The 25,477-nt window shown below is 51.7% G+C and carries 22 protein-coding genes and 2 rRNA genes (1 of these 24 running past the window's edge); 7 read left to right on the forward strand and 17 right to left on the reverse strand.

Features of this window, described 5'->3' with window-relative positions:
* Nucleotides 1-14 precede the first annotated feature (14 nt).
* On the forward strand, nt 15-686 hold the full coding sequence (locus NW747_RS01775; protein WP_273187773.1) for a DUF4405 domain-containing protein: 672 nt from the start codon (nt 15-17) through the stop codon (nt 684-686).
* 53 nt (nt 687-739) lie between these two features.
* On the opposite strand, the gene NW747_RS01780 is transcribed toward NW747_RS01775, so the two are convergent.
* Entirely contained in the window at nt 740-2,269 is a 1,530-nt protein-coding gene (locus NW747_RS01780; protein WP_273187775.1) for an alanine/glycine:cation symporter family protein, read from the reverse strand.
* Between the two features lie 90 nt (nt 2,270-2,359).
* A complete protein-coding gene (locus NW747_RS01785) occupies nt 2,360-3,610 on the reverse strand; it encodes a pyridoxal phosphate-dependent aminotransferase (RefSeq protein WP_273187776.1) in 1,251 nt (416 codons plus the stop codon).
* Between the two features lie 816 nt (nt 3,611-4,426).
* On the opposite strand from NW747_RS01785, the gene NW747_RS01790 reads away from it, so the two are divergent.
* Nucleotides 4,427-5,518, forward strand: coding sequence for an SLC13 family permease (locus NW747_RS01790; RefSeq protein ID WP_273187778.1), 1,092 nt, complete (start codon nt 4,427-4,429; stop codon nt 5,516-5,518).
* A gap of 235 nt (nt 5,519-5,753) precedes the next feature.
* On the opposite strand, the gene NW747_RS01795 is transcribed toward NW747_RS01790, so the two are convergent.
* The 7 genes from NW747_RS01795 to NW747_RS01825 all read right to left on the reverse strand — a co-directional run bounded on the left by NW747_RS01795 (nt 5,754) and on the right by NW747_RS01825 (nt 14,145).
* Nucleotides 5,754-6,242, reverse strand: a complete 489-nt coding sequence (locus NW747_RS01795; protein WP_273187780.1) for a hypothetical protein — start codon at nt 6,240-6,242, stop codon at nt 5,754-5,756.
* A gap of 1 nt (nt 6,243) precedes the next feature.
* The gene (yihA, locus tag NW747_RS01800) at nt 6,244-6,885 is read right to left on the reverse strand and encodes a ribosome biogenesis GTP-binding protein YihA/YsxC (protein WP_008859867.1); all 642 of its coding nucleotides are present in this window, start codon (nt 6,883-6,885) and stop codon (nt 6,244-6,246) included.
* A gap of 82 nt (nt 6,886-6,967) precedes the next feature.
* The gene (gene lon, locus NW747_RS01805; protein ID WP_273097173.1) at nt 6,968-9,292 is read right to left on the reverse strand and encodes an endopeptidase La; all 2,325 of its coding nucleotides are present in this window, start codon (nt 9,290-9,292) and stop codon (nt 6,968-6,970) included.
* 232 nt (nt 9,293-9,524) lie between these two features.
* On the reverse strand, nt 9,525-10,760 hold the full coding sequence (gene clpX, locus NW747_RS01810) for an ATP-dependent Clp protease ATP-binding subunit ClpX (RefSeq protein WP_273097172.1): 1,236 nt from the start codon (nt 10,758-10,760) through the stop codon (nt 9,525-9,527).
* 12 nt (nt 10,761-10,772) lie between these two features.
* Complete coding sequence (clpP, locus tag NW747_RS01815) at nt 10,773-11,378, reverse strand: ATP-dependent Clp endopeptidase proteolytic subunit ClpP (protein WP_008859864.1); 606 nt, start codon at nt 11,376-11,378, stop codon at nt 10,773-10,775.
* Between the two features lie 158 nt (nt 11,379-11,536).
* Nucleotides 11,537-13,033, reverse strand: a complete 1,497-nt coding sequence (tig, locus tag NW747_RS01820; RefSeq protein ID WP_273097171.1) for a trigger factor — start codon at nt 13,031-13,033, stop codon at nt 11,537-11,539.
* A gap of 218 nt (nt 13,034-13,251) precedes the next feature.
* Entirely contained in the window at nt 13,252-14,145 is an 894-nt protein-coding gene (locus NW747_RS01825) for a LysR family transcriptional regulator (RefSeq protein ID WP_273187783.1), read from the reverse strand.
* Between the two features lie 163 nt (nt 14,146-14,308).
* Between NW747_RS01825 and NW747_RS01830 the strand changes: the two genes are divergently transcribed.
* Nucleotides 14,309-14,869, forward strand: a complete 561-nt coding sequence (locus NW747_RS01830; RefSeq protein WP_273187785.1) for a chromate transporter — start codon at nt 14,309-14,311, stop codon at nt 14,867-14,869.
* Nucleotides 14,870-14,880: 11 nt separating this feature from the next.
* Complete coding sequence (locus NW747_RS01835) at nt 14,881-15,429, forward strand: chromate transporter (protein WP_273187787.1); 549 nt, start codon at nt 14,881-14,883, stop codon at nt 15,427-15,429.
* A gap of 70 nt (nt 15,430-15,499) precedes the next feature.
* On the opposite strand, the gene NW747_RS01840 is transcribed toward NW747_RS01835, so the two are convergent.
* The 3 genes from NW747_RS01840 to NW747_RS01850 form a co-directional block, all read right to left on the reverse strand.
* Complete coding sequence (locus NW747_RS01840; RefSeq protein ID WP_273187789.1) at nt 15,500-16,261, reverse strand: amino acid ABC transporter ATP-binding protein; 762 nt, start codon at nt 16,259-16,261, stop codon at nt 15,500-15,502.
* Nucleotides 16,262-16,273: 12 nt separating this feature from the next.
* Nucleotides 16,274-16,921: an amino acid ABC transporter permease gene (locus NW747_RS01845; protein WP_008859858.1), complete on the reverse strand. Its 648-nt coding sequence runs from the start codon at nt 16,919-16,921 to the stop codon at nt 16,274-16,276.
* 182 nt (nt 16,922-17,103) lie between these two features.
* Nucleotides 17,104-17,919, reverse strand: coding sequence for an amino acid ABC transporter substrate-binding protein (locus NW747_RS01850; RefSeq protein WP_008859857.1), 816 nt, complete (start codon nt 17,917-17,919; stop codon nt 17,104-17,106).
* A 194-nt stretch (nt 17,920-18,113) separates the two neighbouring features.
* Between NW747_RS01850 and NW747_RS01855 the strand changes: the two genes are divergently transcribed.
* Genes NW747_RS01855 through NW747_RS01865 form a run of 3 tightly spaced genes read left to right on the forward strand, consistent with a single transcriptional unit; the run spans nt 18,114 to nt 19,826 of the window.
* Nucleotides 18,114-18,878, forward strand: a complete 765-nt coding sequence (locus NW747_RS01855; protein WP_273187791.1) for a DUF4931 domain-containing protein — start codon at nt 18,114-18,116, stop codon at nt 18,876-18,878.
* 8 nt (nt 18,879-18,886) lie between these two features.
* The gene (locus NW747_RS01860; protein ID WP_273187793.1) at nt 18,887-19,600 is read left to right on the forward strand and encodes a metallophosphoesterase; all 714 of its coding nucleotides are present in this window, start codon (nt 18,887-18,889) and stop codon (nt 19,598-19,600) included.
* Nucleotides 19,593-19,826, forward strand: coding sequence for a hypothetical protein (locus NW747_RS01865; RefSeq protein WP_273187795.1), 234 nt, complete (start codon nt 19,593-19,595; stop codon nt 19,824-19,826). The genes NW747_RS01860 and NW747_RS01865 overlap by 8 nt, the downstream gene beginning before the upstream one ends.
* Before the next feature lie 41 nt (nt 19,827-19,867).
* On the opposite strand, the gene NW747_RS01870 is transcribed toward NW747_RS01865, so the two are convergent.
* The 5 genes from NW747_RS01870 to NW747_RS01890 all read right to left on the reverse strand — a co-directional run.
* Nucleotides 19,868-20,626, reverse strand: coding sequence for an SDR family NAD(P)-dependent oxidoreductase (locus tag NW747_RS01870; RefSeq protein WP_273187797.1), 759 nt, complete (start codon nt 20,624-20,626; stop codon nt 19,868-19,870).
* Nucleotides 20,623-21,444: a peptidoglycan editing factor PgeF gene (gene pgeF, locus NW747_RS01875; protein ID WP_273187799.1), complete on the reverse strand. Its 822-nt coding sequence runs from the start codon at nt 21,442-21,444 to the stop codon at nt 20,623-20,625. The genes NW747_RS01870 and pgeF overlap by 4 nt, the downstream gene beginning before the upstream one ends.
* Nucleotides 21,441-22,343 (reverse strand): RluA family pseudouridine synthase, encoded by a 903-nt coding sequence (locus NW747_RS01880; protein WP_273187800.1) that lies wholly within the window; start codon nt 22,341-22,343, stop codon nt 21,441-21,443. Before NW747_RS01880 ends, pgeF begins: the two co-directional genes overlap by 4 nt.
* 1,081 nt (nt 22,344-23,424) lie before the next feature.
* Nucleotides 23,425-23,541: ribosomal RNA gene (gene rrf / locus NW747_RS01885) — 5S ribosomal RNA — on the reverse strand.
* A gap of 80 nt (nt 23,542-23,621) precedes the next feature.
* Nucleotides 23,622-25,477: ribosomal RNA gene (locus NW747_RS01890) — 23S ribosomal RNA — on the reverse strand; it runs 1,071 nt beyond the window's last position.

A 25,477-nucleotide genomic window follows, 5' to 3' on the forward strand; every position in this document is an offset into this window, starting at 1 on the left:
CTTTGATGGAGGTTATGATGAATAAACGAATGACTGTGGACCTGGGGATGCTGATTTCCTTCCTTGTCCTTCTGGATTACCGGCTGGTCCGAAATTTCGGCCATGAAACGCTGGCCCTTGTTTTCTTTCTTCTTTTCCTTCTTCACACCTGGTTCAACAGGCAGTGGTATGCTTCCCTTCCCCGGGGCCGGTGGAACATGGACAGGAAACTGACCTTTCTTGCAGACCTGCTGCTCCTCGGTTCCTTTGCCGCCGTCATGGCAAGCGGGTTCATGATATCCCATACCCTCCCTACAGGAATGCAGAAAGCACCTCTCTTGGCTCACCAGATTCATCATGTAGCCGGCTATGTCATGGTCATTGCCCTGGGATTCCATCTGGGACTTCACTGGAGCAGCATCCTTCCCCGGCTGGAAAGAGGAATGGGCTTTTCTAAAATCCCCCATCTGTCTCTTCTCTACAAAGTGCTTGTCATTCTTCTCACCGCCGGTGGCATTTACTTTTCCTTTTACTACAGCCTGGGAAGCAGGCTTCTTCTTCTCCGCATTCCCAATGCCCGAAGCATCCCCGTGACCCTCTGGACTTTCACATTCGGCCATCTTCTGATTATGTCCCTCTATGCGGCAGGGGCCTATTATGTACAGAAGTTTTTCAGGCAGAGAAAGCGGAAACCTGCCAGAACATAAAAAAAAGACTGTGAAAAAATGGAAATCATTTCTTCACAGTCTTTTTTCATGCCTTATTTTTCTTCCCCATTCCAATAGGCTGTCCTGATACCCAGCACCTTTTCCGATTCGAAGGAGTCCCTATGGCCATCGGAATAATGGCGGGCCGCTCTGATTACATATTTCAGCCCCAGGTAAAGCATAGGTACGTTGCAGTATACCATGATGATATTTCCCAAATCGGAGAAAGCCCAGAGGTTTGACAGGTCGTAGCCTGCAATGTTGCAGGCTATGCCGAAGGCTGCCACAAAAACACAGAGACAGCGGATGAAATTGATGAAACCTTTGGACGAGGAAATACGATTGGCAGAAATTTCAGAGAAGGAAACGAAGCCGATTACGCAGGTATAGGCAAAGAGGCAGAAGCAGATGGAAACCATGATCTGCACCATCACCTGCAGCATTTCCGGCGCCAGGCCGTTCACCGAAAAGAGGAATTTCCCATAGGTGCCTGCGGCTTTCCAGGCCGCAGGATCCAGTGCCCATTCATGGGCCATGACGATGATGAAACCGGTCATGGTACAGATTACATGGGTATCCAGGAAAACGCCCAGAGCGGAAATAATGCCCTGTTCACAGGGATGACGGGCTTCGGCGGAAGCAGCGGCCATGGTGATGGTGCCCTGGCCGGCTTCATTGGACATAAGCCCTCTCTTGACGCCCTGGAGAAGAGCGGTCCCCAGAAATCCGCCGAAAACGGCTTCCGGCTTGAAGGCCCCTTCAAACACGGCCTTAAAGAAATAGGGCACACTGTCCACATTGAAAAGAATCAACAGCAGCGCGGTGACTGCATAAATGACAGCCATCACCGGTACCAGCACGTCTGCCCAGCGGGACACACGGCGGATACCGCCGAAAGCCATAAAAGCCATGAGGAGAATCACCAGCACAGAAACCACATAATAGAAAGTAGACTGCACCGGTATCTGAATATGCTGTGCAAGTCCTGCGATGGCGCCGGCCGAGGTAACCACGTTGAACCCCTGGGCAGGCAGGCACATGAGGGCATATACGATATACACCAGTGAAAGGATGGTGCCCACCCACACCTTGTTGCCGCAGAGCTTTCTGGCATAAAAGGGAAGACCTCCTACGAAGGTATCTCCTCTTTTTTCCTTGAAAATCTGGGCCAGCGTTCCTTCCGTAAAGGCGGTAGCCATGCCGAAGAAGGCGGAAACCCACATCCAGAACAGAGCCCCCGGACCGCCGGCAGCAATGGCGCCGGTAACACCGATCATATTGCCCGGTCCCACACGCATGGCCGTACTGAGGAGGAAAGCAGCCAGCGGAGATATGCCCGCCTTAATGCTCCTTCGGGAAGCCAGCGTATGAACGCCCACGGAAAACAGCCTCACCTGGATAAAGCCCAGGCGGATGGTAAAGTAAATGCCGGAACCAACCAGTACGATAATTGCCAGGGAGAAGGATCCCAGCAGGGGAATATCTTTCCAGAAACTGAACATTTTTGGAAAATCCCAGAAAAAGTCGGAAACCGGAGTGACAAAGCTCAGCACCGCATTGAGGGCGGCAAATAAGTTCTCCATATTCCTCTCTCCTTTCGTAAATACCAGACAGGCCGGTCATGATCCCCATACCATGACCGGCCCCGAATGATGCTGAGAAACGCCCGAAAATTACTGTCTGGCCCCTGCTGCCTTGATGGCCAGAGCCAGCTTATGGGCCAGCCCCTTCATCTTTTCACGGGACACAGAGCACACAGCCAGACGGATACCTTTCTTTAAAGGTACCAGGAAGACATGCTGCTTTTCCAAATCATCACATACAGCCTGGGAGTTGGTCACAGGGATGGTGATAAAGAAACCGGAAATATAAGGTACAAATTTAACGCCCTCTTCTCTGGCTTCCTTCATGAAGATGGAAGCCCTTTCCTGAATCAGTTTGAAATAGCGGGCTCTTTCTTCATCGAGCTGCTTGATTTTATCCGGATCTTCACAGATATGAATCATGGCATTCTGGGCTGCACTGTTGCAGTTAGACCAGGTAGCACGGCTGCTGTACTGGTTAATGTCTACGAATTCCTTAATTACATCCTTATCGGAAGAAATACCAATCATGGCACCCATGCGCTGGCCGTACATGGTAAATCCTTTGGAAAGGGTGTAGGCGCAGACCACCAGAATATTCTTCGGCAGCCCGCCAAAGACCTTGAAGAATTTCCGGCATTCCTGTTTTTCCCCGCTGTAGTCCAGATAAGCCACATCGGGAACCAGGATGGCATTCTTTCTGCCGTCTGCCACAGCGTCTTTCAGTATATCCACCGCTTTCTGCCATTCAGCCACAGACATGCAGTAGCCCGTAGGATTGTTGGCAATACCGTTCAGAATGATGACGATGTTATCCTGGTTCTTCAGAATATCTTCCACTGCTTCCTTAAAAGCAGGCGCATTGAAGTGTCCCTCTTCCGTAAGGAAGGAAAAACTTCTCACCCTGCGGTTATTGTCATCAATCAGGCTGTCGTAAGCCCCCCAGTGCCAGTCCGTAATGAGTACTTCATCGCCAGGTTCCGAATAATTGTGAACTACATGATGGAGCACCCCGGTACCGCCAGGCGTAGAGCAGGCATCAATATATCCCTCCGGTCTGGATTCGCCAAAGCACTGATCGATACAGTCATCCAGGAACTTCCGGTACCCCTGGATAGGTGCATAGGCACAGATTTCCTTCGGACTCAGCTTTGTCAGTGCTTCTTTCACCACATCCAGCACTACCAGGTTTCCATCTTCATCCAGAATGGAACCAACGGTGCCGTTCACCACCTGATCGTTGCCGATTTTTTCCGCCAGCGCAATGGCTCTGTTATTGGCTGCGAAAATATTATCTTCTGCACATTTTCCTTTTGCATGAGGTGCTGCCACACTGAACATAAAAAATCCTCCTTGAAATAAGAAAGAAGAAAAGCCTTCTTCCTGAACATGGAAAAATAAAGCAAATCAATGAAAAAGCCCGCGGCAAAATAGTGCCACAGGCTCCCTTGCCCATTTTTCTTATGAATTTGACGACTTTATTATAATCCATGGATACAGAAAAAGAAAGGGCACCCCGGCATTGGACACACCTTCGGTGTGAGGGTTGACGGGGCTGCGCCCCGAGGGTTGTGGCCGCCTGCCGGCGGCGGGTTGTGTAGAAGGGTTGTGAAGGGAACGGTTCTTAAGATTGACTGGCCCTTTCGGGCCCGAGGGTTCTTAAGTTTGACGGCCTTTCAGGCCGAGGGTTGTGGTATCGCCCTTACGGGCGATGAGCATAAAGTCAGCGTTACGGATTTACTTTCAGTGTCATATGGCATGATATGCATTCTGGTGATTAGCCGCTGCGCGGCTCCCCCCTTATCCGGCTGCGCCGGGCTTCCACCTAAAGGGGAAACGACTCACTATGATTTGTGCGTCGCTTTGCTCCTTCAAATCATGTTTGCTGTGCACGCCAGAGGCGCGTCAAACTTTAGCCCCTTAAGAACCTTCGGCCCAGCGGACCGTCAACCCTCAAGCCCTATAGGGGCTTGTCCATATGGCGCCCTCCACAACCCTCAGCGGCATAGCCGCTGTCAAACTTAAGAACCCTCGGGGCGATAGCCCCGTCAAACTTTAGAACCTTCACGCCCCAATCCCCCATTCTCCATTCTCCATTCCCCGCCAGTCCCATTTCCATTATAATAAAAAGACATCTTATTCCTGCGGAGGCTTTTCATGATAAAAAAATACACCGATTTGCTGCTGGCCGCCCTTTTGGCTCTGGCCACCGGGCTTTTTGTGCCTTTCTCCCCTGCCCTTCTTTGGGAAAGCATAAACTGGAATCTGCTGGGCATCCTGTTCTGTCTCATGACCATTACGGCGGAAATCGGAAAATGGGGCATTCCCAAGGCTCTCTGCCTTCATTTTTTTGACGGAAAAGTCACGGTGCGGCAGCTGGCCCGTTTCTTTACCGGTGCCTGCTTTTTTTCGTCCATGGTCATAACCAATGATATATCCCTTATTATCTTTGTTCCCTTTTCCATTTCCACTTTTATCGAAATCCATGAGCGGTCACTTCTGATTCCGCTGATTACGCTGGAAACCATAGCTGCCAACATGGGCAGCATGCTGACACCCATAGGAAATCCGCAGAATCTTTTCATTTATGAATACTTCCATCTGCCCCTGTCTGATTTTCTATCGACCACAGCGCCGGTGGTCTTCATCAGCGGCTTTTTTCTGTATCTGGCAGGACGGCTTTTCCCGGAAACCGTCATTTCTTCCCTGCCTTCCAGGGAAATGGAACTGCCAAGGAAGAAGTCCCTCTTTCTCCTTTTCCTTCTCCTCCTCTGTGTTCTTCATGTCCTTCATCTGATTCCTCTGGCCCTCGTCATGGCGGTGGTGGTGCCGGCCATGATTTTCCTGGACCGGAAGGCCTTTTGGGAGGTGGATTACAAGCTGCTTCTCCTCTTTTCCCTTCTCTTCATGGCTGTCGGAAATCTGGGACGCCTGGACATCCTCAGCACCTGGGCCCGGCAGACCATAGGGGGCCATGAGTTCTGGATATCCCTTCTCCTCTCCCAATTTATCAGCAATGTGCCGGCCACGGTCATGCTTTCTCCCTATACGGAAAACTGGGCGCCCCTTCTCCTGGGTGTGGATGTGGGCGGCCTGGGCACCCTCATTGCTTCCATGGCCAGCCTCATTTCCTTCAAAGCCTATACCCATATTCCTGCCGTCTCCAAAAAGGAGTACCTGGCCCTCTTTTCTCTATACAACCTGCTCCTTCTGGCAGTGCTCATCCTGTGGTATGTGATGGTGTATTAAGAAAGGGCAGAGGGGCTTCCTTCGGGTTATGGCCTGCTGACCTGGGCCGGTTGTGGAAAAGGATTCTTGGGTTTGACGCCCCTGCCGATCCGAAGATTCGGTCAGGCAGCAAAGGGAAAGCGCCTTTACGGGCAGGCCAGACCCCCGCTCTCCACTCCCCGGTTCCTATTCCCCAGTCCCCACCAGCCCGCACCAAAAAACGCGATGCCATGGATTACCATGGTATCGCGTTTTTTTATTTTACATTCTTTGTGCCGCCGGCATTGACGGTAGTATCATCACCGATGCGCCACCGGGTATTGACCCGGACTCTTCCGTCAGCGTCTCCGTCACTGTTATAGCGGATTCTTCCGTCTCCGCTCATTTCCAGCATCGGTTTTCCTTCGGGAATCTTTTTTTCTTCTTTGTATCCCAGGGCTTCCAGCTCCCGAGCGTATTCCTTCTTCAGTTTCATCAGACTTTCATGATCTTTGTCCTTTTCGTTATGGTGCTCCAGCATATCCTTAATCACGCTGGCCAGTTCATAGCGGGTCATGCTGCCCCGGCTGAAGAAATCGGTGGTATAGGAAGGGGCTTTCCCTTCCCGGCACAGGGTTTCCACGGTCCTGTAGTCCCAGGACTTAGGGCTTACGGGATCAAAAGAATTCGGAGCGTACTGATTATAGGCAAAACCTGTGATAGACGCTGCCGCCAGCAGGGCAGTGAGGAAAACTGTTTTTTTCATATCAGTCACATATCTTTCCTTCAATCACCTTCAGCAGTTCCTCCCGGCCCTCTCCGGTGAGAGCAGAGTAGGCAATGGGCGGGAAGTCTCCCGGGAAATATTTTTCCAGAAGTTTTTTATTCTTCACCAGTTCATTCCGCTTCAGCTTATCCCCTTTGGTCCCGATGATCTGGAGGGACGGGGCAATGGAACGGAGCCATTCATAGGCCTTCATGTCGATGGGAAGGCCGGGATGGCGGAGATCGATTAAAAGTCCAATCATCTGGAGACTGGGGGAATGTTCCAGGTAATCTGCAATGAAGGCAGACCAGCTGTCCTTGTTCTGCTGGCTTGTTTTGGCAAAGCCGTACCCCGGCAGGTCCACCAGGTACCAGTCCTGCCGCACTTCCTCTTCATTTTCCATCCTTCTGGACTGGATAGCATAGTAATTGATGGTTCTGGTCTTCCCCGGCTCCCGGCTGACAAAGGCCAGTTTCTTCCTGCCGCAGAGAGAATTGATGAGGGATGATTTTCCCACATTGGACCGTCCGATGAAGGCGATTTCCTTCTTTCCGTCGTTCACATACTGGCTGCGGTTCACTGCCGCCCGGACATAGGCGGAAGAAAATATATGAAATTCATCCATTTTTTTAATTTCTGACACAGGCTTGCCTCCTTGCTGCCGGTTGTCCGGATTCACTGAAAGGGGCTGCTGCCTGATGAACAGCACTTCCCCTGATAATGGCTTATTTCACCAGGGCGTGATTCAGCACATCATCCACATTCTTCACATATACGAAATGGAGCTTATCTCTCACCGATGCAGGCAGTTCTTCCAGATCCCGCCTGTTCTTTTCAGGGAGAAGAATCTGCTTGATGCCAAACTGGTTGGCTGCCAGCACCTTTTCTTTGACGCCGCCGATGGGAAGGACTTCGCCGGTCAGTGTGATTTCACCGGTCATGGCCGTGTCGCCTCTCACTTTCCGTCCGGTGTAGGCAGAGGCCATGGCGGTAGCCATGGTAACACCGGCGGAAGGGCCGTCTTTGGGCACCGCTCCTTCGGGCAGATGGATATGGGTATCCAGGGTTTCGTAGAAATCATCCTTCAGGCCCAGCTGTTTGGCCCGGCTGCGGATGTAGGTATAGGCCGTTTCGGCGGATTCCTTCATTACATCGCCCAGCTGTCCTGTCAGAATCAGATTGCCCTTGCCTTTGATGGTGACCGCTTCCGTATCCAGTACTTCGCCGCCTGCCATGGTCCAGGCCAGACCGTTGACCCGTCCTACGGCATCGGGATGTTCTTCCGCCATGGGCATGAATTTCACAGGGCCAAGGTATTTTTCCAGGGTTTTCGCATTAAGAGCCGGAAGGCTGTCATCCTGCAGCACCATCTTCTTGCCTACCTTGCGGCAGAGGGATCCAATGGTCCTTTCCAATTCCCGGACGCCCGCCTCTCTGGTATAGCCTTCGATGACTCGGCGGATGAGGAGATCCGTGAAGCGGATATCTTTTGCTTTGAGACCGTTTCTCTTCATCTGGCGGGGAATGAGGTACTGTTTGGCAATCTTCACCTTTTCCTCTTCCGTGTAGCCCGTGAGCTCGATGAGCTCCATGCGGTCAAGAAGGGCCGGCGGGATGGTGGATACCGTATTGGCAGTGGCCAGGAAGAATACCTTCGATAAATCAAAGGGAATATCGATATAATTGTCGTGGAAAGCCTTGTTCTGTTCCGGATCCAGGGCTTCCAGCAGGGCCGATGCCGGGTCGCCCCGGAAATCGGCGCCTACCTTGTCGATTTCATCCAGCAGAATGAGGGGATTCTTCGTTTTGGCCTGGGCAATGGCTTCAATGAACCGTCCAGGCATGGCCCCGATATAGGTGCGGCGGTGGCCGCGGATTTCCGCTTCATCGTGAATGCCGCCCAGGGAAATGCGGGCAAACTTCCGTCCCATGGCATTGGCAATGGACTGGGCCAGGGAGGTCTTGCCTACACCTGGAGGTCCTACAAAGCAGATAATGGGGGCCTTGGCATCCGGTGCCAGCACACGGACTGCCAGGTATTCCAGGATTCGTTCCTTGATTTTGGTGAGGCCGTAATGGTCATGGTCCAGCAGTTTCTTGGCTTCCTTCAAATCCAGTTTATCCTGGCTTTCTTTATTCCAGGGCAGGCTGAAAATCCAGTCCAGATAGTTTCTGGCCACTGCCGTTTCCGCCATCATAGGCGGCATGGCTGCCAGATGGTCGATGACTTTTCCGATTTTGGCCTTGAATTCCTGAGGGATGCCCGATTCTTTCAACTTTTTCCGGTAGTCTTCGGCTTCCTGTTCCTGGCTTACCGTATCACCCAGACGGTCATGGATGGACTTGATTTTCTGACGCAGGTAATAGTCCTGCTGTTCCTTGTCCATTTTGGCCCGCACGTCACCGTTGATTTCCGCTTCCAGCCGGCCGATCTGGATTTCCTGGTCCAGCAGGTGGTGAACCAGGCGGAGCCTGTCCATCACATTCGTTTCTTCCAGTACGTCCTGGCGCTGCCGGGGCGTAAGGAGAAGCTGGGCAGAAAGGAAGTCCGCCGTTTCGCCGGGGTCCGTAATCTGCTTGAGCTGATCCATCTGTTCATCGGGAAGACCCTGTTTTGTGTTTCTGAGCCATTCGAAGAAGGATTTTAAAATGGTCCTTCTGTATGCTTCTGCCTTCAGTTCATCATCGGGCATGATTTCTTCCAGGTCATCCACCTGGGCCATGAGGCAGCGGCTGTCCTTCTCATAGGAAAGGATTTTCACCCGGGATACCCCTTCTGCCAGCACTCGCACCAGCCCGCCGGGGAGCTGGAGCATTTGGCTGATTTTCACCACTGTGCCTGTGAGATATACGTCATCTCCAGATGGGTCTCCCTGCCTTTCCAGGGCCGTTACAATGTAGCGGTCGCCCCTGCTGGCAAGGCGCACGGCATCGGCCGAATCTTTCCTGCCTATATCAAGGTTTACCGTCATTTTCGGGTAAACCACAATGTCCCTCAACGGTACCAGCGGCAGGGTGAGTCCATTGTTTTCTGTTTTTGTTTCACTCATATATAATTCCTCCATACTGGGGAAACTATGATGTCTGCACAGTTTCCCCAGTTTATTGTAACACATGGAAGAGCATGAATTCCTTATTTTATTAAGGAATTATCAATCCTTGATTTCTCTTTTGTAAATAGAAGGGACCCCATCGGCCGGGAAGGTCACAAAAGCCGGAGCTTGAGAGCTCCGGCTTGCAGGAAATGGGAAATTTCCCCTTTCCATAATCTGAAGAATAAAATCAGCTGTCTTTTCTTGTGAGGATCGGTTCGGAATGGTTCTTGACCACATCTTCCGTCACTGTGCACTTCACCACGTCTTTCATGCTGGGGATTTCGTACATGACATGCTGCATGATCTTTTCAATGATAGCGCGGAGTCCGCGGGCTCCCGTATTCCTTTCAATGGCCTGACGGGCAATGGCATGAATGGCGCCGTCGTCAAATTCCAAGTCCACATGATCCATGGCCAGCAGTTTCTGGTACTGACGGACCAGGGCATTCTTCGGTTCGGTAAGGATTTTCACAAGGGCCTCTTCATTCAGCGGATGGAGAGGAACGATGACAGGGAGACGACCAATAAATTCAGGGATGAGACCGAATTTCAAAAGGTCTTCCGGCTGTACCTGCTGCAGAAGTTCCGCCATGTCCCGGTCATCCTTCTTTTCGATGTCTGCCCCGAATCCCATGACGCTCTTGGTAAGCCGGCGGTCAATGACCTTGTCGATGCCTGCAAAGGCACCGCCGCAGATGAAGAGGATGTTGGTGGTGTCGATCTGGATCATTTCCTGGTTCGGATGCTTCCTTCCGCCCTGGGGCGGTACGCTGGCTACCGTGCCTTCCAGAATTTTCAGGAGCGCCTGCTGCACCCCTTCGCCGGACACATCCCTGGTGATGGAGGGGTTTTCCGATTTTCTGGCGATCTTATCGATTTCATCGATATAGACAATGCCCCGTTCTGCCTTGTCGATATCGTAGTCAGCCGCCTGGATGAGGCGGAGGAGGATATTCTCCACATCTTCCCCTACATAGCCTGCTTCCGTAAGAGTAGTGGCGTCGGAAATAGCAAAGGGCACGTCCAGGAACCGGGCCAGGGTCTGGGCCAGAAGGGTTTTGCCGCTGCCCGTGGGCCCCAGCATGATGATATTGGATTTCTGCAGTTCCACATCATCCTCTTCCCCTTCATGTTCAATGCGCTTATAGTGGTTGTACACAGCCACGGCCAGTGCCATCTTGGCATCGTCCTGCTCGATGACGTACTGGTCCATGTATTTTTTGATTTCTTCCGGCGTCGGCAGTTTGAAATGGGGCGCTGCCTTTTTCTTGTCTGCCTTCAGCTCTTCCCGAAGGATATTGGAGCATACTTCGATGCATTCGTTGCAGATATAGACTCCAGGGCCGGCAATCAGTTTTTCCACTTCGTCCCCGGAGCGGCCGCAGAAGCTGCAGACCGGAGTTCCTTCATTTTTCCTGTTCAATGGAAGCCTCCTTTATTTGGCAGTCAGTTTATGCAAATCATTGCGGGTAAGAATCTGGTCAATGAGGCCATAGTTCTTCGCCATTTCAGCGGTCATGAAATTGTCCCGTTCCGTATCTCTGGCAATGGTTTCCAGGGGCTGTCCGCTGTGCTTGGAAAGGATGCCGTTCAGTTCTTCCCGGAGACGGAGGATTTCACGGGCATGGATTTCGATTTCCGTAGCCTGTCCCTGCACGCCGCCCAGAGGCTGGTGGATCATAATGTTGGAATGGGGCAGGGCATACCGCTTTCCTGCGGCGCCGGCAGTCAGAAGGACTGCTGCCATGCTGGCGCAGGATCCGATGCAGATAGTCGATACATCAGGCCGGATATACTGCATGGTGTCATAAATAGCCAGTCCTGCGGTAACTACGCCGCCGGGGCTGTTGATATAAAGGTGGATATCCTTGGACGGATCTTCTGCTTCCAGGAAGAGAAGCTGGGCAATGATGACATTGGCCATGTGGTCTTCAATCTGGCCGTCCAGGAAAATGATACGGTCTTTCAGAAGGCGGGAGTAAATATCATAGGACCTTTCTCCCTGTGCTGTCTGTTCAACTACAATCGGTACATATGCCATAGTGATAACACCTTTCTTTCTCGGATACAGGCATTTCTGCCTGAAATTTTGTTTTTTCCATATGGTCGAAAGAGACGCCGGTTATCCCCGCGTCTCTTTTTCTAAACCATCAGTTTCCTGATATTACATTCCCATGGATTGGAAGCCGTGAAGGCCGATTATTTGGATTCTGCCTTACGGATGGTTTCAATGATTTCAGCTTTTTTAGCTTTGGATTCCAGAGCAATGCCTTTTTCAGCGGCATAAGCCTTCAGGTCTTTCACTGTCATGGATTCAAAGTCGTCTTTCTTTTCTTCCGCTTTCGGAGCTTCGGGAGCTTCTGCTGCCTTTTCTTCTGCTTTGGCTTCTTCCTTCTTGTCAGCTTCAGCCTTCTTGGCTGCGCCGTAGATGAAAGCAGCTGCTTTCTTGCGGAGTACGGAGTTTACCAGCATGCCTACGCGGCCTTCGTCTTTGATGATCTTCATGACATCGTTGGGGTCAGCATTGAACTGGTGAGCCATGCTGTAGATTTCCATGGACAGGTCTTCGTTGGTAACGGTGAGGTCTTCCTTTTCAGCAATGGTTTCCAGAACCAGTCCCTGACGTACCTGTTCAGCAGCGGTCTTTTCATAGTTCTTGCGGAGCTGTTCCATGGTCTGGCCGATGCTCTTCAGGTATTCGTCAAGAGTGGAGTTTCTGGATTCCACATTCATTTTGATTTCGTTCACGATTTCATCGATATGCTGTTCCACCATTTCCTGGGGAATGTCTACCTTGGCATTGGCTACAGCCTGTTTAACGAGAGCTTCGTGGTAAGCTTCTTCTGCCTGCTGGAAAGCCTGCAGCTGCATCTGCTGTTTCACAGCAGCCTTCAGTTCATCCATGGTTTCAAACTGGCTGATGGATTTTGCGAATTCATCGTTCAGTTCAGGAAGCTGTTTGCGTTTTACGTCACTGATATGAACCTTAAATTCTGCTTCCTTGCCTTTCAGGGCATCTACGAAGTAGTCTTCCGGGAAAACGACCTTAACCGTTACATCGTCGCCGGCCTTATGTCCTTCCAGCTGTTCTTCAAAGCCGGGGATAAAGCTCTGGGAACCGATTTCCAGAGGATAGGTCTTGCCTTCGCCGCCTTCAAAGGGTTTTCCGTCAACGGTGCCTTTGAAATCGATAATAGCAAAGTCGCCTTTCTTCAGTTCTGTGCCTTCTTCTGCCTTTTCCAGTCTAGCGTTCTGTTCAGCAGCGCCTTTGAGCTGTGCCATCACCTGGTCATCAGTGATTTCGGGAGATGCTTTTTCAGCTTCCAGGCCTTTGTATTCGCCCAGTTCCACTTCCGGACGTTTTACGAAAGTAGCAGTGAAAGCGGCACCTTCTGCTTCGGAGAATTTGTCTTCTTTTACATCAGGGGTGGTGACGGGAATCAGTTTTTCCTGACGGAGTGCTGCGTCTACTGCTTCGTTGATGACAATGTCCTTGGCTTCTGCTTCAATGGCTTCTTTGCCGAAATGCATTTCCAGGATTTTGCGGTTTGCCTTGCCTTTACGGAATCCAGGGATTCTTACCTGGTTGGCAATGCGGGATACCGCTTTTTTGAATCCTTTCTGTACAACTTCAGCCGGCAGTTCGATGCCTACAGAAACCTTGTGCTGATCCAGTGCCTCTACTTTTACGTTCATAAAAAATATTCCTCCTTAAGTCGGCTTACCGACAAATGATACCTTTTTTGGTCTTTCAATGCACGATAAATCGCAAGTTATATTTTAGCATAAACCCCTAAAAAAAACAAATTTTTCGATAAAGATTCTGAAAATCTGCTGATTCCATGGATTTTCTGCCCTGTGAGAAATCCTTTCCCAAATAGTACGCCTAGAGGCATGAAATCAGATTCCTTCCATCAATCCCTGCTTTCCCGGGGAATCATGGCGGCATAGGTTTCTGCCATCCGGAAGAACAGGAGGGCACTCTGGGCACCGGTTTCCCCCTTCCGACGGGCCAGGTACAGGTCCGATGAAAGGGCCTCCTCCTGCAGGGTGCCCAGAATGAGCTCCCTGCTCTTTCGAAGCACCGTCATGGGCGCCACCGCTGCTCCCAGCCCCGCTTCTGCCCATTCCCTGCAGGTTCTGGCGTCATCGGACACGCAGTAAATATCGGGGCTGTATTTTTCCTTCCTGCATTCCTCCAGTATGATTTTTTCCCACCGCCGGTAGAGGATGAGTGGCACATCTCCCAGGTCCTTTAAATGAAGGGCCCCTCCCTGCCAGGAAGGGAAGGCACTGCCGGAAAGACCGATTCCCATGGCAGTCCGTTCCAGGGGAATCAGGTCCAGTCCATAGAGGGAAAAAGGGGAACGCAGGAGGGACACATCGATTTTTCCCTTCCGGAGCTGCTCAAGGAGCTCATAGCTGTTTCCCTCATATACCTTGAACTGGATATGGGGGTAGCGCTTCCTGTATTCTCTAAGCAGACGGTACAGTTTTTCATGGCCGCCGGAGGATACCAGACCCAGGCGGAGGACCCCCTGGTGCCCTGTCTTCAGGGTGCCGATTTCCTCCCGGGCCGCCGTTTCCAGATCCAGCATTTCCACGGCATAGCGGTAGAGTCGGCTTCCCGCTTCCGTAGGCACCACCTGCCGGGCGCCCCGTTCAAAAAGAAGGGTGCCCAGCTCTTTTTCCAGAAGGTGCATCTGGCTGGACAGAGGCGGCTGGGAAATATGAAGTTTTCTGGCGGCTCCCGTAATGGTGCCCTCTTCTATAATGGTTTTAAAATATCTCAGCTGTCTTAAATCCATCTATATCTTCTCCATATGGTTTTTAAGGAAATCAATATTTTTCATATGCCTTTACACCTGCTATGATACAAGTATTCCATGCAGCAGGCAATACGGATTTTACATCTGATGACAATGTATCCGCTGATGGATCTTACACTCTGGTCAGGAAAGGAAGAGCGCCATGAAATTATTAGTACAGCTGTTTCTGATTTTTGCAAAAATGGGAGCCGTCACTTTCGGCGGCGGTTATGCCATGCTCCCCATACTGCAGCGGGAGGTGGTGGACAATCATCACTGGGCTTCTGACGAGGAGCTCATGGACTACTATGCCCTGGGGCAGGTGACGCCGGGCATGATTGCGGTGAACGTGGCCACCTTCATCGGCTTAAAGCTGAAAGGCTTCTGGGGCGGCATTTTTGCCACCCTCGGCGTCATTACGCCATCCATGATCATTATCACCACCATTGCCATGTTCCTCACCCGGTTTGAAGAAAATCCCTATGTGGTCCATGCCTTTACAGGCATCCGTGCCTGCGTGTGCGTTCTCATTCTGGATGCGGTGCTGAAGCTGGGGAAGAAATCGGTGAAGGATAAAAGGACCCTTTTTATTTTCCTTGTCATCCTCTGCCTTTCTCTCTTTGCCCCTGTATCGCCTGTATTTTCCGTGATTGCTGCCGGCGCAGGCGGCTTCTTCCTCATGCCCTCGGTGAAGAAAGATAAGAAGGAAGGTGCTTCCCGATGATATGGCTCCAGATGTTCTGGGAATTTTTCAAAGCCGGTCTCTTTGCCGTAGGCGGCGGCCTTGCTACGCTTCCCTTCCTTTATGATATATCTCAACGCACCGGCTGGTTCACTGCTGAAGATATTGCCAATATGATTGCCATTTCCGAATCCACCCCCGGTCCCCTGGGTGTCAATATGGCCACCTACGCCGGTTTCGAGGCCCTGGGAATTCCCGGGGGCATCTATACCACCCTGTCCTTAACAGCCCCCGCCATCATTGTCATTTCCATTGTGTATTCCATCCTGAAAAAATTCAGGGAATCGGAAATCATGGGCCGCATTTTCTACGGGCTCCGCCCTGCTTCCACTGCCCTCATTGCCGCTGCCGGTCTGGGAGTGGCAAAGATTTCCCTCCTGAACCTTCCCCTCTTTGAGGCAAGCGGCACCCTGTCTGCCCTCTTCCGCTGGCCTTCCCTGATCCTGGCTCTTCTTATCTATGCAGGCCTTGTGAAATTCCGGCTTCACCCCATCATTTACATTGTCATCTCTGCCGCTGCCGGCGTAGTGCTGGGTCTTTAAAAATATCTGCTCCAGCATGCAAAAAGGCTATGAAGAATGCTGCATTCTTCATAGCCTTTTCCAGTTCTTCCTAGGCCCGGAGGATGGATTTCAGGAAAGCCCTGGTGCGTTCGTTCTTCGGATGGTCGAAGACATCCTCACTGGTCCCTTCTTCCTCCACCTTTCCGTCTACCATGAAAAGGACACGGTCCGAAACGGATTTGGCAAAGGCCATTTCGTGGGTCACAATGGCCATGGTCATATTTTCATCGGCCAGCTGCTGAATAGTCTTCAAAACTTCTCCGGTAAGCTCCGGATCCAGCGCGGAGGTAGGTTCATCAAAGAGCATGATATCCGGATTCATAGCCAGCGCCCTGGCAATAGCCACACGCTGTTTCTGGCCGCCGGAAAGGCTGCCGGGATACATGTCCTTCTTATTCAAAAGACCTACCTTGCGAAGAAGCTCTTCGGCCACCGGCTGGATTTCCTCTTTCTTCATGCCTTTCACATAGATCGGCGCTGCCATGATATTATCAAGCACCGTCATATGGGGAAAGAGGTTGAAGGACTGGAAGACCATGCCCATTTTGCTCAATATCTTCTTCTGCTGATTTTCATCGGCATATACCATGGCCCCTTCCTTTTCCCGGGCCAGGTAATCTCCATCCACCATGATGGATCCTCCCTGGATGGTTTCCAGATGAATCAGGCAGCGGAGCAGGGTACTCTTACCGGCGCCGGAGGGACCGATAATGGAAAGAACCTCCCCCTTTTCCATCGACATGTTCACGTTGTGAAGGATGGTCTGCTTTCCGAAATCCTTCCGGATATTTTTCATTTCAATAAAGCTCATTTCGCTACCTCATCATTCCTCATACACTGCATACCGTTTTTCCACATAAGCCAGGATTCTTGTCAGCACGGCGGTGCATACAAGGTAGAATACCGCTGCCACCAGGAAGGGAGTGGTGTCGAAATCCCGCTGTACAAAAGCGCGGGTCACGCGCATGAGGTCGTTCATGGCCAGGATGTATACCAGGGAGGTATCCTTCAGAAGGGTAATGGTTTCATTGCCCAAGGGAGGGATGACCCGTTTAATCACCTGGGGAAGGATAATGTGCCACATGGTCTGCCGATAGCTGAATCCCAGCACCTTGGCTCCTTCATACTGCCCCTTGCTGATAGACTGGATGCCGCCTCTGAAAATTTCTGCAAAATAGGCGGCATAGTTGGCCACAAAGGCAAGAATGGCTGCAGGGAAATCGCTGACCTGTACATGAAGCATGAGAGGCAGCCCGTAGTAAATGAACATGATCTGCAGCATGAGGGGCGTTCCCCGCATGACGTAAATGTATATGGCTGCCAGTTTTCTGAAAAGAGCCACGTGAGAAATACGGACCATGGCAAGAAGAATGCCGATAGGCAGAGCCAGCACGAAGGTGAGTACGAAGATTTTGGCTGAAACGCCCAGACCGGAAAACATGTTGGGCAGAATGTGAATGATATAATCCATCAGTAACTCCTTACAAAAATCAGGAGGCAGAAGGCCCCTTTGATGCATGTATGAATATCATACACTGCCTTCATTCATTTAACAAGGCAGAGAAATAGAATTTTACAGAAAAAGAAATCACCGGAGGGAGGACCCGCTCCGGTGATACTTTGTTCCCACCTGACGGGCAGGAAAAGGAAATCTTATTTCAGTACTACATCCTTGCCGAACCATTTCTCGGAAATCTTGGCAGCTTCGCCGCTGGCAATGACCTTATCAATACCCTGGTTCAGGAGATCCACCAGCGCCTGGTTATCCTTCTTGATGCCGATGGCGAAGGTATCCTTGGATACCTGATCCGGCAGTTCCCGGAAGGTATCAGGCTTCTTTGTCATGTAGTATTCATTCAGTACGGTATCGGAAAGCACGGCATCGCAGCGGCCGCTTTCCAGGTCCATGAAGCAGGCGGTCAGATCCGGATAAGCCTTGACTTCAGCAAATGCCGCCTTCAGCTGTGGATCCCGGTTCAGTGCCGTTTCAGCAGTGGAAGCTTCCTGAATGGTAATCTTCTTGCCCTTGAGGTCAGCCATGCTCTGGACCGGAGAATCTTTCAGCACCACAAATTCCTGAATATTGTCCATGTAAGGTTTGGTGAAAGCCAGCTTTTTCTGCCGTTCCGGTGTCATGGTGAAACCATTCCAGATGCAGTCGATACGGCCGGAGTTCAGTTCCGTTTCCTTGGAAGCCCAGTCAATGGGTTTGAATTCGATGGGCACTCCGATTTCCTTGGAAATCGCTTCTGCCATATCAATATCAAAGCCTACGATTTTACCGCTGTCATCCCTGAATCCCATGGGAGCAAAGGTATCATCCATACCGGCTACAATCTTGGTGGGCTTTGCACCGGCAGCTGCCGATTTGGCAGCGCTTCCTGCCTTGTTATCCCCGCCGCAGCCTGCCAGAAGACCAGCGGCACCCAGTGCCAGAACCCCTGCAATAACCAATTTTTTCAGCTTCATAATCCTTACCTCTCTTTATTACTTTATTTCGTTAAAGAAATGCTATGACAATATATTAGCTGATTCGCCTGCCTTTGTCAAGCAGAAAATAAACCTTCCCTGTTCTGGTCTTTTTTACTATATTTTTACAGCCGTCCCGGCGTATCCTCTCCCTGGCCTGTGCTATAATAAAAAAGAAAGCTGAGGATAAAAACATGAATACACCTATCACTTTTAATCTGGCAATCGGAAGCCGGAAACCCCATTCCGGCACTCAGAAAATCTGCCCCTTCTGCCATCCGGAAAAACTGACCGGCATTATGGAGAAGAAAGGCGATATCATCTGGCTCATGAACAAATTTCCTGTCTTTGAGCACACCTGGCCTACGGTGATTGTGGAAACGTCAGACCACAACGGGGAGCTTTCCACCTATGAACCGGAAAAGCTCCATGAAGTCGTTTCCTTTGGCCTTTCCCACTGGCTGAAGCTGGAATCGGACAAACGGTTCAAGTCGGTCCTTTACTTCCGCAACTACGGTCCCGGATCCGGCGGCTCCCAGCGGCATCCTCATTCCCAGATTATCGGGCTGGAAGACTATGACTACCGGGATAACATTCTGGGAGAAAATTTCCTTGGCTCCCTGGTCCATGAAGATGAAGACTGCTATGCCACCATTTCCGATTACCCCCTGAGCTGCATGGGGGAACTGAACGTGACACTGAAGAAAGACGCTTCACCGGACCAGTTTGCCGACACCATTCAGACCCTGGCCCGCTTTGTGCTTCACGATTTTCCCCTGCCCTGCACCAGCTACAATATATTCTTTTATCATTACATGAAACATATCCATGCCAAAATATTCCCCCGCTACACCGCCAGCCCCCTGTACATGGGCTACCGCATCACCCATGTCATGGACAGGGACAGCAAAAAGCGGATGATGGAAACCCTGGCATCCCCCAAATACTTCGGAGACTAACAGAATTGATGAAATTATACGCATTCAGCGATTTTCACCTGTCCGGCGATCCGCCTTCCAAGCCCATGGATATCTTCGGCGCCCACTGGAAAAACCACAGGAAAAAAATTATAACCGCCTGGCTGGAAACCATTCATGAAGAAGATACAGTCATTATGGCAGGAGACCTGTCCTGGGCCATGAATATGGATGATGCCATTTCCGATTTAAAGATGCTGGGCCGCCTGCCGGGCCGAAAGATTGTAGTCCGCGGAAACCACGACTACTGGTGGGACACAGTGACTAAAATGACCCGCATGACCGATGGCATGCTGGAATTTCTCCATAACTCCGCCATCAGAACCGGTCAGGTAGCCCTGGCCGGCACCAGGGGCTGGATATCGGAAACTTCCCCCAAACTGACAGAAACAGACAAGCCCATCATTGCCAGAGAGGAAGGCCGTCTGGAGCGGTCCCTGGACCTGGCGGAAAAAACAGGAGCCTCCCGCATTATGGCAGTGCTCCATTATCCCCCCTTTGATGAGGCAAGAAATCCATCCCACATGATAGAGATCATGAAAGCCCATCATGTAACCGACTGCATTTACGGCCACATCCATGGAGCTGCCAATTTCACCAACCTGCCGGAAGAGCTCTGCGGCATCAAGCTTCACCTCACTTCGGCAGACTACCTGGATTTCAAGCCCCATTTCATCTGTGACCTGGAGGAAAGTCATGCATAAACTGGCAGAAAGCCGCCTGCTGGCGGGATTCATATACGGCGACAGCCGTAATCAGGAATACATCTATCTTCCGGGAAGCGAGCTGGACGCCGCCTCTCCCATGCTGATCTATGAAATAGAAGGCCGCCTGAGCGATGTGACCATGGAAGAAGCCTTGGACATCATTGAAAAAAGGAGCTTAAAGCCTGCCGTCCATCCCCGGCTTGGAAAAAATACCTTCCGCTAGAAATAAAAAACTTCGGACCCCTGAAGGAATCCGAAGTTTTTTCATGCGCCAAAAAGGTTTTTAAAAAAGAGAAGCACCGGCAGCGGAAATACAGCAGCTCCCAGCCGCGCAAGCCGGCTCATGATACCTGGAAGAGACATTTCCCTGCCCCGCCGGTTATCCGAAAGCCCCTGCCGCGCCACCTCTTCTGCTGTCAGCAAGCCAAGAGGATGAACAGACACTCCCGCCTTCTCCATAAACTCCGTATCGCCGATCCAGTAAGGGCAGAGCGCGGTAACCGCAATCCCCCGGCCTTTCAGTTCTCTGCAGAGGGAGCGGCTAAAAGAAAGAAGAAAACTCTTCGAAGCGCTGTACACCGAAAGTCCCGGCAGAGGCACAAAAGAAGCTGCAGAGCACACATTGATAATACCAGAAGCCCTCTTCATATAAGGAAGACAGAGTCTGGTCAGCTTCATGGGCACCTCTGCGTTCAGTCTGACCATGTCCTCCATATCCTTCAAAGATTCCTCCTCAAAAGAAATGGCTGACCCCCGCCCTGCATTATTTACCAGAAGAGCAATGGCCGGCCTCTCCTCTTCCAGGAGTTTTTTCAATGATGCAAAGGAATCTTCTGCCAGAAGATCAAGAGAAAGGGCCCTCCCCTTCACAGGAAGCTCTCCGGCCAGCCTTTCCAGATTCTCCCTTCTCCTGGCAATCAGCCATATTTCATCCAGATCCCCAAGACGGCCTGCTTCAAGGGCAAATGCCCGGCCCAGCCCGGAAGAAGCACCGGTAATGACAGCAATCCTTGCTCCCCTCATGGTTCCATCATCAGCACCGCCATGTGGCGCCCGGTCTTTCCCTTTTCCTTCCGATAAGAATAAAAGAAATCATTATGAGTCCAGGTGGAAATATGGCAGTCCTCGATATGCTCCTCCAAAAGGCCCGCCTTCCTCATGAGGCAGTGATTGGCCTCGGCCAGACCGAAAAGATATTTTCCATTTCCCTTCTCCCGGAAAAGAGAAGGCCATTCCTCCCTGCTGAAAAGAGGCCGCATGGCATCTATAACCTCTTTTCCCACTTCAAAATCCATCAGGCCAATGGCCGGACCAATGGCACCTAATATATCTTCCCTTCTGGAATGAAATCTCTCCACCATCAGTGATACCGTTTTCCCTGCTATGTCTCCGGCAGTCCCCCGCCAGCCGCCATGGGAAAGGGCGCAGACCTTTCTTACAGGATCATAGAAGAAAAGAGGCGTGCAGTCTGCATAATTCATGGTAAGCGGCACATCAGGAGAAGAAGTAATGAGACCGTCCGTATCGGGAATAGCCGTATCCAGGGAAAAAGCGCCACGGCCCCGGTCCTCTTCTGAAACCTCCTCGATATGAGTACCATGTACCTGCCGGCAGTTGATAAGCAGCCCTTCATCCAGCCCCAGGGCCCGGCAGTACCGCTTCCGGTTCTCCAGCACATCCTCTACCCGGTCCCCCACATGAAGCCCCATGTTCAAACTGGTAAAAGGAGGCCTGCTCACGCCGCCCTTTCTGCAGGACACCGCCGCCTTTAACGGAAGCCCCTGAAAAATGGAAAATGTAAGAAATGAAATATATCCCTTATTCTGTACAGGCAATTTCATACCTCCTTCAAAACATCAAGAGAACCCCACAGCTTCAAAATCACCTCAGTCATATCCGATGGCATGGGGGCATAGAGCCGAAGAGGCATCCCCTTTCGGGGCTGGCGGAAAGCGACAGACCAGGCATGAAGGGCCTGCCGCTTCATCAGATCCAGGGAGCCGCCGTATAAATCATCTCCCAGAAGAGGATGGCCCAATGATGAAAAATGAACCCGTATCTGGTGCGTACGTCCCGACCTCAAATGAATCAGAAGAAGACTGGCCTCATCAGAAGACGCAAGCACCCGATATTCCGTAGCCGCCCATTTTCCATCAGGCCGTACCATCCATTCCACGATACTTCCGGGCTTACGGCCGATAGGTTTTTCGATAACCCCTTCCGTGGGCTCCACCCGGCCCGAAACAAGAGCCACATACTGCCGAAAAATGCAGTCATGACTCTTTGACAGCTCATACTGCCCCATGGCAGACTTCGCCACCACCACCAGCCCCGTGGTATTCCGGTCCAGCCTGTACACCGGATGAATCCCGGCATTCCTGTGATTTCTCTCAAAATAACCGGCCACTGCGTTCACCAGCGTATCATGGGTATTTCGGGACGTAGGATGGATAATCATGCCGGGTCCCTTGTTTACCACCAGTACATCTTCATCCTCATAGACAATGGAAAGCGGAATATCCGAAGGAACCACCTCATTCTCCTCACTCCAGGAAAGGATGACCTCATCGCCCTCATGAAGAACAGTGCGGGCATTATGAACAGCTTCTCCATTAATCAGTACCTTCCCATTCCACTTCACCCGCTTCCAAAGGGCAGAAGAAAACTCCCGCTTCCCCTTGATAAACCGTCGAAGCTCCTGTCCCTCATGGTCAGAAGCCACCTGATAGCGAACCTCCATCCCCGCCTCCTGTTCCTGTGTAATCATAGAAATAAAGATTGACTCCATTATACCCTGTGAAGAGAAGGATGTAAAAAGGGAAAGAGCTGTCTATGGACACACCTTCGGTGTGAGGGTTCAAAGGGTTCAGAGGGGTAGGTTGACGGGGCTTCGCCCCGATGGTTGTGTAGAAGGGTTATGAAAGAAAAGGTTCTTAGGATTGACCGGCCTGAGGGCCGGAGGGTTCTTAAGTTTGACGGGGCCTTTGGCCCCGAGGGTTGCGGTATCGCCCTCTCGGGCGATGAATATGAAGTCAGCGTTACGGATTTACCTTTCTGTATCATATGGCAAAATAAGCATTCTGCTGAATTATCTGCCTTCGGCAGATACACCCCCTATCCGGCTGCGCCGGACTTCCCCCGCAAGCGGGGGCAGAATAAAACACCGCGAAACACTCTCTTCATAAATGGCTCTACAGTAAACACGGGTTATAGTGCCACTGTGGAGGTCCTGCATAGGACCTCCAAGTGGGGCGAAGTAAGGCGCCTAGCCTGCCCATTAAAGCGCTTTCCTTTTGCCGCCCCACCGAACTGCGGAGGTGGCAAAGGAACTGGATTCATAGGGGAGCTGTAGGCGACCCGCGAATCCAGTGACATGCTTCCCACCGGGTGGCAAGGGAACTTGATTCGCAAGGAGCCGTAGGCGACTGAGAATCAAGTGACACGCTTCCCACCGGGCAAGGTGGTGGCGCCAGCCACCAAAGGGGAAATGCATTTCCTCGCCCGCAGGGCGGTTGTAAAGGTTTTCGCCGCCAAAGGCGGCATTTATACTGGCGCCCCATAGGGCGCCGTACCTCGCCAGCGCAGCGGTACTATATACCTCCCGAGAGCGGAGCCCTCAACCCGTCCGGGAGGCGTCAGCCGATCCCGGACAGAACCTTTGGCGCCCAGGGCCGTCAGGCCCGGCGGCGCCATCAACCCTCGCCCGCAGGGCGTCAACCTTCGGGAATACAGCTTCCCGCCGATTCCTCACAAAAGCCCATCATCTCAAATGTCGCACACAGCAAAAAAGCACCAGTCATCAGACTAGTGCTTTTTCGGTTAATCAGCAGCTTCCTATCCTCCCGGGCCGCTTCCAGCCAAGTACTTTCGGCGTTTGTGAGCTTAACTACCGTGTTCGGCATGGGTACGGGTGTATCCTCACAGCTATCGCCACTGAATCTTTGAGAGTCTGTTCTCTCAAAACTGCATAGAAGAAGTTCCGAAGGCTCTCGCCTCTGGTCGTGCTTTTCGTGAAATCTAAGCTAAGACCTCGACCTATTAGTACTGCGTCGCTCCATGACTTGCGCCACTTCCACTCACAGCCTATCAACCTCATCGTCTTTAAGGGGTCTTACTCATTGCTGATGAGAAGTCTCATCTCGGGACGGGCTTCACGCTTAGATGCTTTCAGCGTTTATCCTTTCCGGATGCGGCTTTCCAGCCGTGCCACTGGCGTGACAACTGGTACACCGTTGATCCGTCCACTCCGGTCCTCTCGTACTAGGAGCAGCCTCCCTCAAACTTCTTGCGCCCGCGATGGATATGAACCAAACTGTCTCACGACGTTTTGAACCCAGCTCGCGTACCACTTTAATGGGCGAACAGCCCAACCCTTGGAACCTACTCCAGCTCCAGGATGTGATGAGCCGACATCGAGGTGCCAAACCTCCCCGTCGATATGAACTCTTGGGAGAGATTAGCCTGTTATCCCCAGGGTAGCTTTTATCCGTTGAGCGATGGCCTTTCCACTCAGTACCACCGGATCACTAAGCCCGACTTTCGTCTCTGCTCGACTTGTCTGTCTCGCAGTCAAGCTCCCTTCTGCCTTTGCACTCTTCGGCCGGTTTCTGTCCGGCCTGAGGGAACCTTTGGGCGCCTCCGTTACATTTTAGGAGGCGACCGCCCCAGTCAAACCGCCTGCCTGAGATGGTCCACGAGGTTGTTAGTCTCCGTGTTAGAATCTCAGCAACATAAGGGTGGTATCCCAACATCGGCTCTGTAACACCCAAAGGCATTACTTCTTAGCCTCCCACCTATCCTGTGCATATGTCACCGGGATTCAATCTCAAGCTGCAGTGAAGCTCCATGGGGTCTTCCTGTCCAGTCGCGGGTAACCTGCATCTTCACAGGTATTTCAATTTCACCGGGCCCCTCGTTGAGACAGTGCCCAAATCATTACGCCTTTCATGCGGGTCGGAACTTACCCGACAAGGAATTTCGCTACCTTAGGACCGTTATAGTTACGGCCGCCGTTCACTGGGGCTTCAGTTCAAAGCTTCGCTTTCGCTGACCTCTCTCCTTAACCTTCCAGCACCGGGCAGGCGTCAGCACCTATACTTCAGCTTTCGCTTTCGCAGGCACCTGTGTTTTTGGTAAACAGTTGCTTGGGCCTCTTTTCTGCCACCCTTTTCTGTTCCGGGGGTTTCTCCCTTTCGCCTACTCAGGGTCATCCTTCTCCCGAAGTTACGGATGCAATTTGCCGAGTTCCTTAACGAGGGTTTTCCCGCGCACCTTAGGATTCTCTCCCCGCCTACCTGTGTCGGTTTACGGTACGGGCGGATTTCGTCTCGCTAGAAGTTTTTCTTGGCAGTGTGGGATCCATGAGTTCGTCAAAGTCTCCTTTAACTCCCCATCATGTCTCTGCTTCTGTAAAGGGGGATTTGCCTCCCTCTACGCATACGCACTTGGACGCGCTCTTCCAGCCGCGCGATCATGTGCCCTCCTGCGTCGCTCCTTCGCTCAATTGACTCCATCCGGTACAGGAATTTCAACCTGTTGTCCATCGCCTATGCGTCTCCGCCTCGGCTTAGGTCCCGACTTACCCTGAGTCGACGATCGTTGCTCAGGAACCCTCGGGCTTTCGGTGGAAAGGATTCTCACCTTTCTTTTCGATACTCATACCGGCATTCTCACTTCTTATATGTCCACATCTCCTTACGGTAATGCTTCTTCCTTATAAGAACGCTCCCCTACCCATGACATTGCTGTCATGCCATAGCTTCGGTTCCGTGCTTGAGCCCCGGACATTTTCGGCGCAGCGTCTCTCGACCAGTGAGCTATTACGCACTCTTTAAATGGTGGCTGCTTCTGAGCCAACATCCTGGTTGTTTATGA

The organism is Dialister succinatiphilus (assembly GCF_928721695.1).
GTDB lineage: Bacteria > Bacillota > Negativicutes > Veillonellales > Dialisteraceae > Dialister > Dialister succinatiphilus.